Source organism: Paenibacillus sp. JT22N15 (genome assembly GCF_059383755.1).
Map to the genome: position 1 here is coordinate 24773 of NZ_JBXENV010000012.1, position 16497 is coordinate 41269.

Annotated in this window: 14 protein-coding genes; 6 read left to right on the top strand and 8 right to left on the bottom strand. The window is 48.6% G+C overall.

Features of this window, described 5'->3' with window-relative positions; translation table 11 throughout:
• Positions 1–298: 298 nt before the first annotated feature.
• The 3 genes from AC50X8_RS22685 to AC50X8_RS22695 form a co-directional block, all read right to left on the bottom strand.
• Positions 299–2863 (bottom strand): copper resistance CopC/CopD family protein, encoded by a 2565-nt coding sequence (locus AC50X8_RS22685; RefSeq protein WP_494881640.1) that lies wholly within the window; start codon positions 2861–2863, stop codon positions 299–301.
• Between the two features lie 148 nt (positions 2864–3011).
• Positions 3012–4076 carry a DUF4198 domain-containing protein gene (locus AC50X8_RS22690; protein ID WP_056037337.1) on the bottom strand — a complete coding sequence of 355 codons (1065 nt, stop codon included), beginning with the start codon at positions 4074–4076 and terminating at the stop codon, positions 3012–3014.
• A 198-nt stretch (positions 4077–4274) separates the two neighbouring features.
• Positions 4275–4928 carry a response regulator gene (locus AC50X8_RS22695; RefSeq protein WP_494862369.1) on the bottom strand — a complete coding sequence of 218 codons (654 nt, stop codon included), beginning with the start codon at positions 4926–4928 and terminating at the stop codon, positions 4275–4277.
• A gap of 267 nt (positions 4929–5195) precedes the next feature.
• Here AC50X8_RS22695 and AC50X8_RS22700 point away from each other — a divergent pair, with 267 nt between their 5' ends.
• Positions 5196–6626: an FAD-dependent oxidoreductase gene (locus tag AC50X8_RS22700; RefSeq protein ID WP_494881649.1), complete on the top strand. Its 1431-nt coding sequence runs from the start codon at positions 5196–5198 to the stop codon at positions 6624–6626.
• 134 nt (positions 6627–6760) lie between these two features.
• Here AC50X8_RS22700 and AC50X8_RS22705 read toward each other — a convergent pair whose 3' ends face one another.
• From AC50X8_RS22705 to AC50X8_RS22725, 5 genes are all read right to left on the bottom strand, one after another.
• Positions 6761–7078, bottom strand: a complete 318-nt coding sequence (locus tag AC50X8_RS22705; protein ID WP_056037344.1) for a hypothetical protein — start codon at positions 7076–7078, stop codon at positions 6761–6763.
• Between the two features lie 55 nt (positions 7079–7133).
• Positions 7134–7454 carry a hypothetical protein gene (locus AC50X8_RS22710; RefSeq protein WP_056037347.1) on the bottom strand — a complete coding sequence of 107 codons (321 nt, stop codon included), beginning with the start codon at positions 7452–7454 and terminating at the stop codon, positions 7134–7136.
• 347 nt (positions 7455–7801) lie between these two features.
• Positions 7802–8881: a permease prefix domain 1-containing protein gene (locus tag AC50X8_RS22715; RefSeq protein ID WP_494881651.1), complete on the bottom strand. Its 1080-nt coding sequence runs from the start codon at positions 8879–8881 to the stop codon at positions 7802–7804.
• Positions 8881–9210, bottom strand: a complete 330-nt coding sequence (locus AC50X8_RS22720; RefSeq protein WP_056037353.1) for a PadR family transcriptional regulator — start codon at positions 9208–9210, stop codon at positions 8881–8883. The genes AC50X8_RS22715 and AC50X8_RS22720 overlap by 1 nt, the downstream gene beginning before the upstream one ends.
• Before the next feature lie 151 nt (positions 9211–9361).
• Positions 9362–10837, bottom strand: coding sequence for an S-layer homology domain-containing protein (locus AC50X8_RS22725; protein WP_494881653.1), 1476 nt, complete (start codon positions 10835–10837; stop codon positions 9362–9364).
• A gap of 486 nt (positions 10838–11323) precedes the next feature.
• Between AC50X8_RS22725 and AC50X8_RS22730 the strand changes: the two genes are divergently transcribed.
• The 5 genes from AC50X8_RS22730 to AC50X8_RS22750 all read left to right on the top strand — a co-directional run bounded on the left by AC50X8_RS22730 (position 11324) and on the right by AC50X8_RS22750 (position 16483).
• Positions 11324–12019 (top strand): GntR family transcriptional regulator, encoded by a 696-nt coding sequence (locus AC50X8_RS22730; protein WP_235533195.1) that lies wholly within the window; start codon positions 11324–11326, stop codon positions 12017–12019.
• A gap of 123 nt (positions 12020–12142) precedes the next feature.
• On the top strand, positions 12143–12889 hold the full coding sequence (locus AC50X8_RS22735) for an ABC transporter ATP-binding protein (RefSeq protein WP_494862382.1): 747 nt from the start codon (positions 12143–12145) through the stop codon (positions 12887–12889).
• Positions 12886–13767 carry an ABC transporter permease gene (locus tag AC50X8_RS22740; RefSeq protein ID WP_494881656.1) on the top strand — a complete coding sequence of 294 codons (882 nt, stop codon included), beginning with the start codon at positions 12886–12888 and terminating at the stop codon, positions 13765–13767. Before AC50X8_RS22735 ends, AC50X8_RS22740 begins: the two co-directional genes overlap by 4 nt.
• 106 nt (positions 13768–13873) lie before the next feature.
• Complete coding sequence (locus tag AC50X8_RS22745; protein WP_494881658.1) at positions 13874–14983, top strand: ABC transporter substrate-binding protein; 1110 nt, start codon at positions 13874–13876, stop codon at positions 14981–14983.
• Between the two features lie 108 nt (positions 14984–15091).
• On the top strand, positions 15092–16483 hold the full coding sequence (locus AC50X8_RS22750) for an allantoinase (protein ID WP_494881662.1): 1392 nt from the start codon (positions 15092–15094) through the stop codon (positions 16481–16483).
• The last annotated feature ends 14 nt before the right edge of the window (positions 16484–16497 follow it).

Here is a 16497-nt window from a genome sequence, read left to right on the forward strand (position 1 = left end):
ATATGTAATATAGTCGACAGACCTCATTTAGAAATTGATAGATTTTTCATCGCAAATGTAACAAATTTTCAACAAAAAAAATGAATGTTTCAGTCTTAATGCTACTTAACGATCTAACCGGATGCTAAATCATTCCATTCTAGAGGCGTTATTTCCTTTCTATTCCTTAACACGCAATAATAATAAAGAAAGAGGAGCAGTATTTGCCCCTCTAACCATTCCATATTCATCATTTATGTTTGGTTCGTTTGCCAAAATAGCAGTGCCACGCACTTGCTGTTATCGCTCATTCCGCACATTAAGGTATATGCTTCTCATAGCGATGCTTCTCGCCTGTTGGATCGGTAATGACAATCGTCATATCCCATATATCGCCGACCGCAGGCACCGGGGCCTTCGACAAATATGTATATTTGTCAAAGCCTTCATAGCCGTAAGGATCAGGCCCTCCCTTATTAAACGAAAAAGGAATGTCCTGCACCTCTCCCTGCCCACTATCACCTTTCGCCTGTACTTCTATTTGTGTTGGAGCGCCCATGCCAGTCGGCAGCCACACATCAAGCTGATAAGCCTGCTCTTCAGGCTTAATTCGCATGGACATATGGGCTTTATCGCCCATCACATGCCAGTAGACAGGTTCAGCGTAGACAGGCTGCTCTGGCGGCGCGGTGGAAGACAGCATGCCAGCCACGATAAAAGCGGCAAGCGCCAGCAGCGCTTCTATACGCACCGCCTGAACAAATGGATGAGCGGAGCTGTTGTCTGCTGCTCCTTTTCCCAACCCTGCTGCCAAACGCGGCATTAGGGCAAACCGGTGGTAAGCCCCAATGCCGATAACGGCAACCAGCAGCAGCGTTTTTAGCAGAACCAAGCGGCCGTAACTGCTGCTTGCAAGCTCCGTCCAAACGTTAAGCCGCTGCAAGGACAAGATGATGCCTGTAGCTGCCAGCAAAATAATAATCGGCAGCGCGGCCCGCGAAAATCGCTTGATCATCTCGTGCAGCGTCTGCTGCTGTTCCTCGACACTCGGAAAACTAGCCTTCAAGGTGGCGCTAATAATAGCCATCAGACCACCAAACCAAATCGCCGCCGTCCAAATATGCACAATATGCGACAATACCGCTGCCGAAAACAACGGGGAGGCATTGGCATGGCCCGTTAATGGGTAAAGCACCGTCAGCAGCAAGGCCATGAGCCATTTCAGCGGCGCTACCCAGCGTTCATCGCGCTGCGGCGCATAAGCCAGCAGCAGCATAAGCGCCGCCAATGCCGGCCGCAGCCATGCTGCACGTCCCACCATCGTCGCGGATAAAATCTTCTGGTACAACGTGCTGCCGCTGCCCATATCGAATGCGCTTAGCTGCTCCGCCAACAGCCATATGTGGACAAATCCTGTGGCGCCAAGCGCTATTGCCGCACCTATAAATAAGAGGCGCTCGCTTCGCTTGCTAAGCAGCTTTGGAATTGCTGAGCCATCAGCGCGTGACCAAAGCACATATCTGGCATATAAAAAAGCGACCATGCAAGCTGCTGCAATGACCTCAATTACTCGCAGCAGCGTGTAAATAACCGTCCGCCAATCGGTCTGATGCTCGGCATCATGGTTGCCCGAATGGCCGATCATATTGCCGTCCGCATCCATTTCCATGTCGGAATCGGCTCCATGAACGGCTGATCCATGTTCGCCAGACATGGAATGCCCATGCGATGCATCCGCTGCTTGCGCCGTCTCGCCAGAGGTTGAATCCCCTTCCGTCGCAGCAGGCGAATCGGTTGCAGTGATAGACGGATCAAGACCCGTTGCAGCTTGCTGCTTGCCGTTAGCCGATTCAACAGATTCTCCGCTTGCCGATTCCCCATCGCTATTATTAGAAGAGCCTGCTACCTCTTCACTTCCTGCGGATGCTTCGCCGCTCCCGTCTCCAGCCGGGCCGTTTTGTTCCCCCAGCCCCGTTGCCGAGCTATTGCCGCCAGTGCCTACTTGGCCAGAGACGGCTGAACCCTCAGCTGCTATAGCCCCTGAATTCGCTTTGCTTCCAATTGCTCCGCCGTCTCCTGCGCCAGCACTTGATGATGGACTCGTCGAACTGCTTCCGCCGCCATTCGTCTTGCCTCCTGACGCTCCGGTTCCGGCAGAAGAGCCTCCGCCTTTTACCGTTCCATCCGCGGCGTTGCTGCCCCCTGAGGAACTGCCGCTCCCCGCTGTTCCGCCAGACGCCGTGCCTCCCGCACTGCTGCCGTTAGCGGCACCGCCCCCCTGCGAGCTGCCGCCTTTACCTCCTGTGGCGCTATTGCCACTGCTGGAGCTTCCGCTGCCCGGCTGTCCAGCCGCTCCAGATGAAGCGTCGTTGCCCTTTCCAGAGCTCCCACTTCCGGCACCACTCGGCGAGGCTGATGCGCTTGGCTTCGCCGTGGCAGTTGGTGACGGCGAAGCATTGCTGGCGCCGCCGTCGAGCGAGATCGTATCGCTCGGCTTCGTCGAAGCGAGCGGCACGCCGACCGCAAAGCGGAAGGAACCGTCCGTGACATGTGTGTCCACGGACAGCACCTGCCATTTCACCTTATAAATACCGGGCGACAGCTTCGGAATCGTATACACGAGCCATCTATCCTTCTCCGCAGACAGCTTGCCTTTAATCGCATTGCCTGCCTCATCCTCCAGTACAATCCGGCTTAAATCCGGATCAAACTCTTCCGTATACTGGATGCGAATCGATGAAGGAGATTCGCTGAGCTCGGCATCCTGGAGCGGAGTCGAACGCTCCATATTCGCATGCGCGTCCGCAAGGGCCGGGCTGCAAAGCATAAACAGCAGCAGCGCCGCCAGCGCTAGCAGGTTTATTTTTAACTTATGAGGAATCATTCGCCTCTCCTTCCTTCTCATGCAAACAGAGCCGCCTAATGATGGCGACCCCGCTATGCGTGAGCAGTGCTGCGCGTTTCGGGCAGCTGCTTTCAATTGATGTTCCATGGCGGGCAAAACACTGGGGCTTGCTGCCGCTTAAAGCCTTCTATTTTTTCGTGTAAATTAGTACAGCTGCGCGAGTGTCGCCAACTGCTGGCAAAAACTCGACAACCGCTCCCGCTTTCTCTGCTGTTTGACGCAAGGAAGCGGGATTTTTGCTGCTATAGCTTGGATCAATATACTGTTTAAGGAAATCAGCGCTGGCGTTCGTTGAGCCTTTTACAACGGTCAGGCTGTCGCTGGATACGAGCTTGCCATCGACGTAGACATAAGGAATAGGGCTGACTTTACCTGCAGGCAGCTTAACGCCTGCATTTTGCACCGTGTAGGTCATCGTTGCCGTATAATTGACCTTCGTATATTCGCCCTCTTTGCTCTCATCCGTTGACGTCGAAGCACGCAGCAAATAATAGTCGGCTGCTCCCGTTTTATAAGTCACTATGCCATTCTCATCCGTTGTCAGCGTCTGCCCTTCGGAGTTGCTGCGGCGAATAAGCGACACTTCGGCATCCGCTACCGGCTTGCCCTTCAGCAGCATTTGCACCTTTACTTCCTGCCCTGGCAGGGCAGCTGCCGGATTAAACTGCGGAACGAATTCCGCACGGTCAAGGCTCACCGGATTTGCAAAACCTTTCAGCGCGCTGACCCGCGCAATAAGAGGAAGATCGCTGATCGCGACGAACGATTTCGCGCTGCGCATCGAGCGGCTGAGCGAGGTCGTGCTCACGCTGTCCGATTCGCCCGTCACGATATAAGCTCCGGGAGATGCCGCCGAGAAGGAAGCGATAAAACCATTGTTTACAGCTGGCTCCGTCTCTGTAGCTGCTTCACCTGTGTAAAAACGCGTAGACGTAATGTCCGTCTTCACGCCTGCCGGAGAAGTCACATAAACCTTTGAGCTGTCTACGCCCCATTGTCCGGTAATGCGATAGCTCTTGTGATCGTTCGAGTGGTTGCCGAAAAGCAAATCCACGTACGCAACCTCACCCTGCGCAATAATCGGCGCATTCGTCTGCGTCCAGCCGTCATGGGCGAACGCGGTCGCCGATACGCTGAACGTTAGTACTGCGGCAAGCGCTGCGGCTGCCAGTTTCTTTTTCCAAATGATCATTAAAATAGCCCCCTGAGCATCGATATTGGATAACTAAATCCTATTATATCGGCCTGCCCTCAGGGAAAGAATGACTACAAAGGGCTATTCTGCATCAGCTTTGCGACCAAGCTGTGAACCTTTGATGACGGATCGCTGGCACTGGTCAAGCATTAGCCCCTCATTAGAAGATTACAAGCGCGTCGCTTGCGCTGAGCTTTAGTCCCGCAAATACCCTTGCTCGAATGCATATTTCGCCAGCTGCACACGGTTGTCCAGATGGAGCTTCTGCAAAATGTTTTTCAGGTGGTTTTTCACGGTATGCTCCGAAATCATCAGCATGCCGGCAATGTCCCGATTGGCCGCCCCCTGCGCCACACAGCGCAAAATTTCCTGTTCACGCGCCGTGAGCGGACTTTCCTCGGCCTGCTGTCTGCCCGCACCTGCAAGGGCGAACTCCTGCAAAATCCGCTGCGCCAATTCCCGTGACAAAGGTGCTTCGTCCAGTGCAATGGCCTTCAAATATTCGCGCCAGGCGCCGGGATTTAAATTTTTGAGCAAATAGCCCTGCGCGCCCTTCTTAAGCGCCTCGAACAGATGCGTAATATCATCCGATACGGTTATAATCACGATTTTCACATAAGGGTAGCGGGCTTTAATTTCTTTCGTCGCTTCGAGCCCGTCCATCTCCTTCATATTAATATCCATCAATATCAAGTCCGGCATCAGCTGCTCGGTGAGCGCAAGCGCCTCAAGCCCGCTGCATCCCTCGCCGACGACCTCAAACAAAGGCTCCGCCTGCAAAATCGCCCGTATGCCCTCGCGCGCATGATGATGGTCATCCACAATCAATATTCGAACCGGCTGGGTCATGCCCTTCCCTCTTTTCTCATTCTATCTAGCTTTGCAACACTGCCGCACTTTTCTACTTATATATTGTACACCTTTATTGTCGCTGAAAATAACCCGCTTGAACATGGCTCGAACGGGCTATGCCATACCTTGTGAAAAAGTTCACAATTCCGACCTTGTTTTCAGGCATCGAATGTTTTATGATAATACCAACAACACATTGTGAATCATTTCACATTAGACATTATGGTTGTGAAAACATTCACATATACTCGAGGAGGCCCTACTATGAAGGTTACCGTTATTGGATGTACACATGCAGGAACTGCCGCAATTAATCAGATTATCAAGCTCCACCCTGAGGCGGAAATTACCGTTTTCGAGAAAAATGACAATATTTCCTTCCTGTCGTGCGGCATCGCCCTTCATGTCGGAGGCGTCGTCAAAGATCCGACCAAGCTCTTCTATGCTTCGCCTGAGCAGCTTGCCGTAATGGGCGTTCAAACGCATATGCAGCATGAGGTGCTGAACGTCGATACCGATGCAAAAACCGTCACCGTCCGCAATCTGCTGACGAATGAAACGTTTGAAAACAGCTTTGACAAGCTCGTCGTGACAACGGGCTCGTGGCCGATTATTCCAAAGCTCGAAGGCATGGAGCTTGAAAATATATTGTTATGCAAAAACTACAATCACGCCCAAACGATTATTGAAAAAGCGAAATATGCGGGCCGCATTGCCGTCATTGGTGCGGGCTATATCGGCATCGAGCTGGTGGAAGCATTCGAGCAGTTGGGTAAACAGGTGACGCTGATTGATAATATGGATCGCATTTTGTACAAATATTTGGATCAGGAATACACCGATGTGATCGAAACGGATCTCGTCGCCCATGGCATCGAGCTTGCGCTTGACCAGACCGTTACGGGCTTCAAGGGTACAAACGGAGCAGTGAAACAGATTTTGACGACCAAAGGCGAATACGAAGCCGATCTTGTCATTATGTGCATTGGCTTCCGTCCTAATACAGAGCTGCTGAAAGGCCAAGTCGATATGCTGCCGAATGGCGCCATTATCGTCGACGAATATATGCGCACCAGCAAGCCTGATGTGTTCGCAGCCGGAGACAGCTGTGCCGTTATGTACAACCCGACTGGCCAGCATGCGTACATTCCGCTCGCTACGAATGCGGTCCGGATGGGAACGCTTATCGGCAAAAACCTGCTGCAGCCGCGCGTGAAATATTTAGGCACGCAAGGAACGTCGGCCATTAAGCTTTTTGACTACAACATTGCATCGACGGGCTTGACTGAAACAGCTGCACTTGCTGCTGAAATGAATGTGAAAACTGTCACAATCGTTGAAAACTACCGTCCGGAATTTATGCCAACGTTTGAGGAGGTCACGCTAAAATTCGTTTATGAAGCGGACAGCGAGCGTGTCGTCGGCGCACAAATTTTATCGAAGGCCGATCTGACGCAAATGATGAATACGATGTCGGTATGCATCCAAAACCGCATGACGATTGATGAGGTTGGCTTCGTCGACTTCTTCTTCCAGCCGCATTACAACAAGCCGTGGAGCTTGCTTAACCAAGCAGCGCTTCAAGCAGCAGCGCTTGCCCCTGCTGAGCAGGTGGAGAAGCAAGCCCAGCCAGCACGTAAGGCTGACCCAGCCGCTGCGGAAGCACCGACGGCACCTGTCAGCCCAGTGAAATAACAATTCGTACCGATATCTCCACTCAATCTTCCATTTTCCTGTATGCTTTAGCAAGGGATGCCCCGAGCCTAACGGTCGGAGACATCCCTTTTCTCCTTCACAATTACGTTAATTGAACAAGCTGTACCTTGCTCCTAAACGGGAAAAAACTTAACCATAAAATTTTCACGTTGACTTGAAGGTACATCGCAAATATAAAAAGTATTTGAATCATAATAATCTATTCTAGAACCATTTTTGACGTCATTATATTTCGTAACATCGTTTCCATTATTAATATCAATAGCCATGCTGAATTTAATATCATTATTAATTTTACCATTTACGCTCACTTCAACCTCCATATATTTACATGAGCCAAACCATTTCGTCGAAAAATTACCGCTTGTGCGACTTCTTTCATCATTTAAAACTGTATTACTGGATACAACAACAGCGATTGGTCTGTTCATGATTCACACCCCTAAATTTAATGGACTATTTTCATAAAAATTCATTTTGAATTATTTAGTTGACATAAGGTTTAAATGTAATCATAAAATTCTTATTCGCTGGACATCTAACCTCACAAATGTATAACGAGTTACTTCCTATATATCCCACTTGATAGTTATTCTTCACATCACGAGCTCTAACAGGATCACTGCCACTTTTATCTTCGGCAATATTGAAAGTTATCGTATCATCAATTTGACCATCGACCGTTACTTCAACCAACATGACATGGGCACCTCCAAACCATTCCGTAGAGAAGTTTCCACTTGAACGACTACCTTGCCCTGCTAAAGCATGTGGTTCTGACACAATAATCCCAATAGGCCTTTCCATAAACGATCCCTCCTAGTTATAAGCTTCAACCATTTAATGAAATTAATGCCATAAATACCATATAGGTACCAATTGGCATATATACCCAGAGTATGCTATAGGTATCCAAAAATAGAACAGTAAGTCCTAGTTGGGACATCATTTCATCAAGAACTCCAGCGAACGGCTGCTCCTGATGCAGTAGAGACACAGGCTGCTCCGGCTGTCAAAACGATCTAACAACCTGAGATGCTTACGATTAAAATACAGCAAGGGCTATTCCTGGAACTAAACGTTCCGGGGATAGCCCTTGTTTTATGCTTTAAGCAGCATACGGATAACGGAAGGATAACGGTTGGTGATTGTTGTTATCCCTTTTTCCAAACCAGTTTATTATGAATCTTGAAGGGAATGAGAACTAGAAAAATACCCGCTAATACGAATGCAGCTCCATAAATAACAAGCGATTGTGTGTTTAATGGGACATCAATACCTAATTCATTAATAACCATATTTTCACTTCTTGTCTGCAAAAGCATCAATTTTATGCCACGATATCCAATATATAATCCGGCGAGACATGCAATCATTTTGATATAAAGCCAGGACCTTCGCAGTTGCGCTGATTTAATTTCATCGATGTACAGCCAATAACCAATTACATTGAATAAAGTAAAGATGACAAGCCATTTCCATTTCTTTTGAGTATGATTGACATACAAATTTGTAGTTGCCCAGACGATAAAGAGCAGCCAATATAAAATAAGCAGTCCACAACCTACTAAATAAAATTTATCTGAAAATTTCCATAGCATCACATCAACAGCAATATCTGCATGGCTATTCTTGCCTTGAGCCTGCAATGAATATTTATAGTTGTTCGTAAACCAAATGCCGTTCGGTGAAGAATTTGCAAATTCCCCATAAGAATCGATAGGTGTACTCGCCGGATAAATATATTCATAAGGATACTCTAGACTTGCTTTGCCAGCAGGAACCCGTTTAAACCCGATTGCCGAAATGCTCGCATTATTTGTCAAAATATCGGCTAGAAGCTCCTCCGACATTTCCTTATCACTATTAGCGAATATTTTTACCTCATCAAAAACCTGATTTACTTTATTTTGTGAAATATTGTCGTTCCACATGCTATATAGAAGTAAAATAGCGGAGCCTAAAACACCAAGTATAACAATGAGCGCTAAAAATCTACTTGCTCTCGTTTGGCGAATCACATCATTTTCGGTTAATTCCTTCTTTAGTTTATCTACATCGCCGAATTTTTCAAAGGCCGTTCGAATACTCTCTTCCAAAGAAAGACCCTGACTTTGCAATTCACCTATGGACTCAAGTAAGTGGGCACGCATTTCTTCCTTAAGCTCTCTCACATGAGCGGTATCCCGTACATTTTGGTATAGCTCATCAATAAATACATCAACTTGCTTCATTATTCGACCCCTTCCAAAAAAGTGGAAAGCACTTGATTAATTTCAATCCACTCCTGTTTTTTCTGCCTCAATCGCTCTACGCCTTCAGAAAGAATTTTATAATACTTCCTTCTGCTTCCCCCCGACTCGCTGTCATTCCAATACGATTCAATAAGCCCGTTTTTCTCCATTCTTTTCAAAGACAAATACATCGTTCCTTCTTTTAATTCAAATTGTGATTTATGATGAGCCATTTTAGCCATCTCGTAACCGTACATATCTTTTTCAAACAGCAACGAAAGAATAATAATATCGATATACCCCTTCAAAATCTCTTTCTCAATTGGCAAAAGGTGTCACCTCCTAAACTGCATTATATATTTATATACATTGTTATGCAAGGTAGTTGCTCCGAATAGGCACACCTTCCGTTTATCCTATGAGCAGCAAGAGAAAAAGCACCCCTTCACTCTCATAGAGAGAGGACAAGGGGTGCTTCGATTAAGGTTGGTAATACGCTCTAAAGTAAGCGCCTGAGTCAGTCGTGAGGTGGACTGGATCACGGTATTTTTTTAGATAGGTACCAAAGGTCCAAAAGCGTCTGACGCTGTCTTTAGTAAAATAAGTGGAAGTAGCCATCGGAACGGTAGTCAGCCCGTTTTTGTCCATCGTTTCGGGAGCGAGACGGCTGAATTTAAAAAATCCGTTCCCATTCCCATTGCCAATGGCGTTGTAGAAGCCCATAAGATCCATTTTCTCCGCATGGGTCTGGATCGTCATTTCCGTGAAGGCCATGTAAACACTATTATCAAGCTTGCGCCAAGTTGCAATGGAATCGGCAAAATAGTTCGCATAAACACCCTTCGCTTCCCCTTTGCCCGTCACGGGAACATCGACGAAAATCATTCGGTGAAGCTTGGCCGTAGCGACCTTCTTGGCCTTGATAGGGCTGTCGACCACATCGGCAAAGGAGGTAAACGGCATTCTGCTCCCCTCAACCTTCAAAGTAGCATCCTCGTGTGACAATATCAAATTCAAATCCTTCTGGCTAAGCTTGCTCGGATCCTCTACCCCAAGATGCGGCATATATCCTGTGTCATATGCATCTGCTATCGCATCCTTCAGGCTCATCCCCAGCTCCTCCAGCCTAACGAACTTGTAGCGCTTGCTATAGCCATTTACAAAATGGTGATAATCCAATCCTATGCCCGGAATGCGCAGATAGGGCTCCAAGGTGCTGACATCAATGTGCTGCTCCAGGTCAATCCCCGCGCTTGCAACAGCTTCAGGCTTGTAGGTTCCGTCATTGTTAAAATAGGTTACTCTTTCGTATTTGAATTTCGTAATGCTACTCAGATTGCTGCCGGTTAGTCCCACTTCCCGCAGCTCATTTAAAGCCTGATAACCTTCCGCTTTGGTGCCCTCCACTCGCTTATAGCGGAGCAGACTGGCCGCCAGCTCAGCCTTCGAAACGGGATAAGCGGGCCGAAACGTGCCATCCTGCATCCCTGTAATAATGCCCGTTCCTCGAATAACGGCGATGTACGGAATTTGCTTGTCCGCAATGCCGCCTTTATAAGTCTCAGGAGTAGGCAGCAGCGTATTCACCGTATCCGCCAACGCTTGCTTGAAGCTTTCGTCGGACACCGCAAGTCCGCTAGCCATCCATTTCATGATTTCAAAGCGGGTCACCGCCTTGTCAGGCTGGAAGCCTTTGGGGTAGTCATTTTTCGCAATCATTCCAAGGGCAACGAGCTTGCGCACATCGCTGCGGCTGCTATGCTTGTCCAGATCAGGAAATACCGACGCTACATCCGCCATGTCAGGCTTTGGCAATTGGGTAACCCGGCTCAGCATGCTGGCCGCCTCAGCTCTTGTAAGGGCGTTATCCGTTTTAACGGATGAGCTTGCGGCGAACTCTTGAACAACCGCTCTCGCCGATACCACTTGCTCCCTAGGCAAATAAACCAATGACATAAGCAGAATAACCAACCCTGTTACACTGATACGATAATAAAATTTAATAATGATGATTCAATCCTCTCAACTTTATAATGTTATAAAAATAAATAAAAAGCATAACCCCAAAATGATTTTCGTCTAGTTCTTTATACCCTTCACATTCATTTCACTCATCCAATTCTACCACTATATAGGTGTTTTTTATAGTTTAAAAGTAGGACAACCTGCAAATTAAAAATCAGCTATCAATCTATTATTTGTGTTAGTTTATATTACTCAAATATGCCACAGACTAAAAGCGAGCTAGCGAAAAAGACAAGTATTTATACGCAAAAGTGCTAAAATCAGTTGGAATTCTGAAATAACTTTTATAAAACCGTCATTTCAGCCCATTCAAAAATAACTATTGACTTGTAAAGTGCTTTTAATTTACTATTCATGTTATAAAACATAACAAACACTTTCGTTTGACTGATCCGCCTTAGAAAGGAGATGTTCCCAGTGGGGGTAGCAAATGAACTTGATATTTATATAGCCATTAAAGATGCCATTATTCAGCAAAAGCTGCGCCCTAGCATGCAGCTCGTCGAGGAGGTTATTGCCGAATCGTTCGGAGTCAGCCGCACGCCAGTACGCAATGTACTCCGCAAGCTGGCAGGCGAGAAGCTTGTGACGGTGATTCCATACAAGGGAACATTCGTTGCATGCCCTACGGTCGATGAGGCCAAGGAAGTTTTCGAAATGCGCAGAGTCATTGAAGCTTCCAGCGTGAAAAAAGTAAGTGGAAAGCTGACCGCCGATCAGCTCGGACAGTTAAGCAGGCTGCTTGATGAAGAACATCAGGCCCATCACAACGGCGATCCTTTGCTCGCCCTGCGGCTCTCGGGCAACTTCCATCTCAAAATCGCCGAGTTCACAGGCAATAATTATTATTACCGCTATTTGGAGGAGCTTATATCGCTCACCTACGTGATCATCGCCCTATATGGCATGAGTAAGCATATGCATTGCAGCGATCATCGACGATTAGTGCTTTTAATCGAGCAAGGCGACGCGGAGCAGGCGGAACGTTTGATGATCGAGCATTTAAAGGAAATCGAAGATACGCTCCAGTTCGAAGAAAAGGGAACGGCTCCTCAGTCCTTAAGCGAGGTTTTCCGCTTGGCAAACGGTCATTACGCCAGCGCGAAAAGCTGAGACGGCAGGCCGATCATTTTTTTTGCACAGGATTGTATCCAATCTTGGATTTCATATTGGATGGGATACCTTCATAAATGGGATACAACAAGGGACATGTTTGGTAGAAAGCGAGGGATAGCGATGAAGTTGATGGTGCGAAATGCAGGAAAGCGTTTTGGTGAACGGACGATATTGAAAAATGTCGATTTGACGGTGGATGCTCACGAGTTCGTATGCATTCTTGGACATAGCGGCTGCGGCAAATCTACGCTGCTTAATATGATCGCCGGCTATTTGCTGCCTGATGAAGGGGAACTGCTCGTGGATGGCGAGCTAATTCGCGGCCCTTCCAAAGCTCGCGGAATGGTTTTTCAAGATCACGCTCTGTTCCCTTGGTACACGGTACTTGAAAATATAAGCTTTGGCCCGGAAGTCCAAGGAGCGGGAAAAGCAGAGGCTAAGGAAGTTGGCAGACAGTTTTTAGGTCTCGTTGGCTTGAAGAAATATGCGGATCAATACCCAGCCGAATTGTCAGGCGGGATGAAGCAGCGGGTAGGCATTGCCCGGGCGCTCGCAAGCTCCCCCGATATTTTGCTGATGGATGAGCCTTTCGGGGCTTTGGATATTTTGACCCGCGACATGATGCGCAGAGAGCTGCGCCGCATTTGCGAAAAGCTAAAGCCCACTACTTTGTTCGTGACACACAGCATAAGCGAAGCGATTTATTTGGCTGACCGTGTTGTCGTCATGAAAAACGGTGTCATTGCTGATGAATTTAAGGTCGACCTTCCGCATCCCCGCACCTTCGATATGCCCGGCTTCGGCGAGGCTATGCAGCGAATCGAGCACGTATTGATGGAGAATGAATTGGAGGAGGCCGTACAATGAGCGAGACATCAGGTTCTTTCACAGCCGAGGGGGCGCAAGCGGGCAAGCTTGGGGCACATCAGGCCGTACGCAGGTTGAAGACTAAGCCTAGCTCCAGCTTTATGCGAACATCGAATTTCGTTCCTTATCTGGCCTTTTTCATTCTATGGGAAGTTTTTTCTCAAATAAATATGAAAGCGGCCCTGTTCAATCCGCTTTTTCTCCCACCCCCTTCACTCGTTATTAGCGATGCTTGGGCTCTTGCGCAAACGGGCCTTCTCTTTGAGAGCTTGCTATCCAGCACTTTGCGTATTGCGGCTGGTTTTGTTATCGGCTGTGTGCTTGCCGTTTTTATCGGCGTATTAATGAGCAAGTTTCGTCAGGTGGAGCGCTGGATGTCTCCTCTGCTGAATTTAGTAGGTCCGATTCCGGCACTCGCCCTGCTCCCTCTGATCATTATCTGGTTTGGAATCGGAGAATTTCCGAAGGTTCTGCTCATTGCCTGGACGACGTTTCTTCCGGTATTAGTGTATACGGTAGACGGGTTCAAAACCGTCCCTTCTACCCTTATCCGTTCGGCGATGAGCCTTGGCGCTTCGGAACGGCAAATTTTCAGAAGAGTGCTGCTTCCCTCCGCCATTCCGAGTTTCATCGTAGGCGCCAGAGTCAGCCTTGGATTGTCCTTCTCCGCCCTGATCGTCTCCGAGATGATGGGTGCCAAATCGGGGCTCGGCTATATTATCGTAGACGCACGGAATTATTTTAAAATTTCCAATATGTTCGTTGCCATTATTTTTATTGGCTTGATTTATAGCATCTTCTCCGCCTTGCTGAAACTGTTGGAGAACAAGGTTCTTAGCTGGCGCAAAGGAGGGATGAGCGAAGCGTTTGAGAAGTAGCACGCACATCTAGGGGAGCTTGATCCGCTTTATGCGGCTGGCAGCATTGAGAAAGTAGAATTTAGAATTTAGAGACAAAAAACAATGGGTATAGGGAGAGATTACGATGGCTAATCAGAAAAAATGGGTTCAACAATTATTGGTCGTTTCCGCTCTGGCATTGGCGCTGACGGCATGCGGCGCGAAGGAAGAAGCTACGAGTGCAAGCGGAAACGCTAGCTCTGCCCCTACTGCCGCGGCTGCGGAAACAAGCTCGCCTGAGGCTGCTGCCGATGACACTCCCGAGACGACAACCGTTACACTCGTCGGCGTTCGCGACGCCCAAATTTCCTCCCAGCAAATTATTGCCGACAAGCTTGGCTACTTCAAGGAAGCAGGCCTCGATGTAACAAGCCAGCTCATCGAAAGCGGCCCGGATATTGCTCCTTTGGTTGCAGGGGGCAGCGCTCCTGTCAGCATTCAGACGAACTTTATGGATATTATTTTGAAATCCTCCAATATTCCCGTGAAAATTGTAGCGCCGCTAGCTCAAATTGCCGGAACACAGGCTGTCGTCGGCTCTAGCAAGCTTGAATTGAAAAGCGCTAAGGATCTGGAAGGCAAAACAATCGGCATTCCAAGCGGAGCAGATGTCAAGTTCGCCATCGATAATATGGGCAAGGAGCTTGGCGTTGACGTAAGCAAAATCAAATACGTCAACCTCGCGCCGAGTGACGCCGTTGTCGCTTTACAGAACGGGTCAATCGATGCAATGGCAGCGTGGGAGCCATTCATTACGAAGGCGATTCAAGGTGGCGGCAAGTTTCTATTCAGCGGCACAAAAAGCGAGCTTCCTGATAAAACGGGCGCTGTGAACTGGATGAGCGTGCATACGACGGTACAGGTTACCGACGATTATTTGAAGGAAAACCCGAATACGATTAAAGCGATGCTTGGCGCTCTAGAGAAAGCGACAGCTTACATTAATGACAATCGGGAAGAAGCAATTAAAATATTGGCGCCAGAGCTGCACTTAACCGAAGATGAGCTTAGAGAGATTATGAACCGCAACGTATACGCCATGGAAGTAAATGATACTTACATTAACGGGAGCAACGGCCAAGCCGTAGGCGAATATTTGAAAAGTGTAGGCAATATCAAAAGCATCCCTGAATTCGCTTCGTACCATGATCTGAGCTTGCTCAAAGCGCTTGATCCTGCGCTAGTAACCGAGTAAAAAAGTAACTGAGTAGGGATAAAAATAAGAGGAACATAACGGGAAGGCTGAGCCCTTGTGGTTCTGCCTTCTATGTTTATATCCTCCTAATCGGACAGAGGTGAGCTTATGAAGGAACCATTGGATTTAATCATCCGGGACGGCTCGGTTGTCCTAAGCCATGATGTTCGCCAAATGGATATTGGTATCCACAATGGGCGAATTGTACAGCTGGCTGAGCGATTGACAGCCCCTGCCAAGCAAACGGTTCAGGCAACCGGCATGATTGTGATGCCCGGCATGATCGACGCCCATGTCCATTTGAACGAGCCGGGACTTGGAGCTTGGGAAGGCTTTGCCAGCGGCTCCTCGGCTCTTGCAGCCGGCGGCTGCACTACTTTTATCGATATGCCGCTAAATGGCCTCCCTCCCACCGTTACTGTTGCCGCCTTGCAGCAAAAGCTTGCCGCTGCGCAAGGAAAATCCGTTGTGGATTATGCATTATGGGGCGGGCTTGTACCGGGGCATCTAGATGACTTGCGAGCGTTGGATGAGGCCGGAGTTATTGGCTTCAAGGCCTTTATGTCTTCCCCCGGCGATCCGTCCGAGGATGCCTTTCGCGAGGTGGATGATGCGACGCTACTGGCAGGGATGAAGATTATTGCGGAGCTTGGGCATGTGTTGGCGCTTCATGCGGAAAGCGAGCCCATCGTCTCTGCTTTGACGAAAGAAAAGCTGGCCAAGGGAGAAATAGGTGCGGCAGATTATACGGCATCGCGTCCAGTGCGCGCTGAGCTTGAGGCGGTTGAACGCGCGCTCCTGTTCGCGGAGCAGACGGGATGCGCTTTGCATTTTGTCCATATTAGCAGTGCCGATGCCGTCCAGACGATAGCCAATGCTAAGCAGCGCGGTATGGATGTGACCTTGGAAACGTGCCCTCATTATTTGGTGCTCACAGACCGTGATTTGGAGCTGATTGGTCCAGCAGCCAAATGCGCCCCTCCATTACGGAGCAAATTCGAGCAGGAAAAGCTGTGGGCGATGCTTGCTGCTGGACATATCGATATGATCGCCTCCGACCATTCCCCCTGCCCGAGCGAATTGAAGCAATCCAGCAATTATTTTACGGCGTGGGGAGGCATAGCGGGAGCGCAAAATTCGCTGGAGCTGATGATTGATGAAGGCTATACAAAGAGGGGGATTCCACTCCCGGCGCTGAGTCGGATGCTGTCGTCCGCACCCGCCACAAGGTTTGGCCTCAGCGATACGAAGGGCGAAATACGCCTCGGAGCAGATGCGGACCTAGTCATGGTTCAGCTCGATGCCCCATACACCCTTGAAGCCGAGCATCTCTATCATCGTCATAAGCATAATCCTTATATCGGCAGAACATTCGGCTGCCGTGTCATGGCTACTTGGAGCAGAGGGAATATGGTGTACGAGGTTAAAAGTGGTATAGCTCAGCCGTTTGCAGGGCAATGGAAGAGCGGTGCTCCTGCTTGTGCGAGGCAGCAGGTGTGAGCTCTTGCGTTTTC

What these genes read in the sequence shown, in the direction of transcription:
- AC50X8_RS22685 (WP_494881640.1), bottom strand. Translation starts at nt 2,863, where the DNA reads ATGATTCCTCATAAGTTAAAAATAAACCTGCTAGCGCTGGCGGCGCTG.
- AC50X8_RS22690 (WP_056037337.1), bottom strand. Translation starts at nt 4,076, where the DNA reads ATGATCATTTGGAAAAAGAAACTGGCAGCCGCAGCGCTTGCCGCAGTA.
- AC50X8_RS22695 (WP_494862369.1), bottom strand. Translation starts at nt 4,928, where the DNA reads ATGACCCAGCCGGTTCGAATATTGATTGTGGATGACCATCATCATGCG.
- AC50X8_RS22700 (WP_494881649.1), top strand. Translation starts at nt 5,196, where the DNA reads ATGAAGGTTACCGTTATTGGATGTACACATGCAGGAACTGCCGCAATT.
- AC50X8_RS22705 (WP_056037344.1), bottom strand. Translation starts at nt 7,078, where the DNA reads ATGAACAGACCAATCGCTGTTGTTGTATCCAGTAATACAGTTTTAAAT.
- AC50X8_RS22710 (WP_056037347.1), bottom strand. Translation starts at nt 7,454, where the DNA reads ATGGAAAGGCCTATTGGGATTATTGTGTCAGAACCACATGCTTTAGCA.
- AC50X8_RS22715 (WP_494881651.1), bottom strand. Translation starts at nt 8,881, where the DNA reads ATGAAGCAAGTTGATGTATTTATTGATGAGCTATACCAAAATGTACGG.
- AC50X8_RS22725 (WP_494881653.1), bottom strand. Translation starts at nt 10,837, where the DNA reads ATGTCATTGGTTTATTTGCCTAGGGAGCAAGTGGTATCGGCGAGAGCG.
- AC50X8_RS22735 (WP_494862382.1), top strand. Translation starts at nt 12,143, where the DNA reads ATGAAGTTGATGGTGCGAAATGCAGGAAAGCGTTTTGGTGAACGGACG.
- AC50X8_RS22740 (WP_494881656.1), top strand. Translation starts at nt 12,886, where the DNA reads ATGAGCGAGACATCAGGTTCTTTCACAGCCGAGGGGGCGCAAGCGGGC.
- AC50X8_RS22745 (WP_494881658.1), top strand. Translation starts at nt 13,874, where the DNA reads ATGGCTAATCAGAAAAAATGGGTTCAACAATTATTGGTCGTTTCCGCT.
- AC50X8_RS22750 (WP_494881662.1), top strand. Translation starts at nt 15,092, where the DNA reads ATGAAGGAACCATTGGATTTAATCATCCGGGACGGCTCGGTTGTCCTA.